The organism is Marinobacter sp. UBA2498 (assembly GCF_002341575.1).
Taxonomy (GTDB): Bacteria; Pseudomonadota; Gammaproteobacteria; order Pseudomonadales; family Oleiphilaceae; genus Marinobacter; species Marinobacter manganoxydans.
Map to the genome: position 1 here is coordinate 15,320 of NZ_DDOI01000093.1, position 1,611 is coordinate 16,930.

Genomic DNA, 1,611 nt, shown 5'->3' on the forward strand with positions numbered 1-1,611 from the left:
GCCGGTCTGGTCTTTATTGGCCCGTCGCCAGAGGTGCTGGAAGGGTTTGGCGACAAATCGGCAGCCCGGGCTCTGGCACAGAGCTGCGACGTTGCTCTGATCAAGGGCATCAACAAAACGGTGAGCCTTGGCGAAGCCCGGGCTTTCCTGAGAGAGCATGGCCCTCTGATGCTCAAGGCCATTGCCGCGACCGGCACACTGAGTACGTACGAGCCACCGTCGGGCCCCGGTTTACGAGTCGATGGCTATGGTTACGCCGGCTATACCGTCAGTCCGTCGTTTGACTCCCTGCTCGCCAAGCTGGTTGCCCACGGCAGCGATTATCCAACAACACTCCGACGGCTGTATCGGGCCCTGTGCGAGTTCCGGCTGACCGGTGGTACTTGAAGCCATGAAAATGGAATTCGTGGTCAAGGCAACGCAATCCGGCATCATCCACACAGTTGCCGCGGAACCGGGGGCTCACCAATCACCGCAAGGCAGACCGCATCCTGGCTCTGGCCGGGCAATGGCGAATTCCGCTGGTTCTGTTTGCGGAAGGCGGCGGTGGCCGCCCATCCGACACCGACACCAACGGCGTGTCCTTTCTCGACTGTCATACCTTTGTCAGCATGGCCAGGCTTTCAGGCGTGGTGCCCACGCTCGGCATTGTCTCCGGCCGATGCTAACGCGGGGGACAGTTTGTCGACACCTGGTGACGCTAGAACTGGCTACGCCCCCGCAACAGAATCTGAACATCATCGATACTGTCGTCGCCATCCAGGGGGAAGGCAAAGTCCAGGTGCAGCATGCGTTGCACCTCGATACGGCTGGACGCCAGCCTCATGCCGAAGCCAACATCTTTCAGCACGCCTTCGTCCGGTCCATTGTTCCGGTCATCGGTAAACCAGGCCCGGCCTACATCGGTGAAGAGTACGCCGCCCACCCGAAACAGCTTGAACGGATGCCAGTCCGGAAAATAACGCCGCTCCAGGGTCCATAGCGCGCGGCGGTTGCCCTGCTGGTACTCACTGGGGTACCCGCGCAAACCGTTCTCACCGCCAATAAGCAGTTGCTGGTCCGCTGTCAGATTGTGCGCTGCCGTGAAGGCGAGGTTGGTGTACCAGCTGTTCCAACGCTCGGAGCCGCCGTGAAAATACTGAACGCTCACTGTCCCCAACAGATTTTCCACCCGGTCTTCGTCGAGCCGGTAAGTGCCACTCTGGCTGAGGGTGTAGCTGGCGTAGTTGGTTTCCGATGCATGCAGTACATCCTTGAAATCCATATTCAGAACCACACGGTCCTCGGTGGCACCCAGCCCGCTGCCCGAGTAGCCCAGCTCGGTTCGCCACACGAAGCCATCACGCACATCCTCCACTCGCTGGAGCCGCGTCAGATTGGTCATTTCCCGGAAGCGGTTCTGGCGGTAATCGAAGCCAACCCAGGGGTAACTCAGAGTCCGGTCGTCGGGCAGGATGTCCAGATTGGGTTCGTTGGGGAGCCTCTCGAATGCCAGGGCATCGTATCGATAGCCCGCCAGTAATCGGAGCTGGCGGTCATTCCGCTCGGCCAGGCGCCAGCCCCCATCAATACTGAAAAATTCCTGGCTGCGTCGATAATCCGCAATAGCCT

Annotated in this window: 2 protein-coding genes and 1 pseudogene; 2 read left to right on the forward strand and 1 reads right to left on the reverse strand. The window is 60.1% G+C overall.

Going from position 1 to position 1,611, the window contains the following annotated elements; translation table 11 throughout:
- Nucleotides 1-186 precede the first annotated feature (186 nt).
- Nucleotides 187-378, forward strand: a pseudogene (locus B2W52_RS22330) (carbamoyl phosphate synthase); the annotation flags it as partial.
- 65 nt (nt 379-443) lie between these two features.
- Nucleotides 444-668, forward strand: a complete 225-nt coding sequence (locus tag B2W52_RS22335) for a hypothetical protein (protein ID WP_414673496.1) — start codon at nt 444-446, stop codon at nt 666-668.
- 32 nt (nt 669-700) lie between these two features.
- On the opposite strand, the gene B2W52_RS13025 is transcribed toward B2W52_RS22335, so the two are convergent.
- Nucleotides 701-1,611, reverse strand: a 911-nt coding sequence (locus tag B2W52_RS13025; RefSeq protein ID WP_286803459.1) for a BamA/TamA family outer membrane protein, incomplete at its 5' end; no start/stop codon positions are given.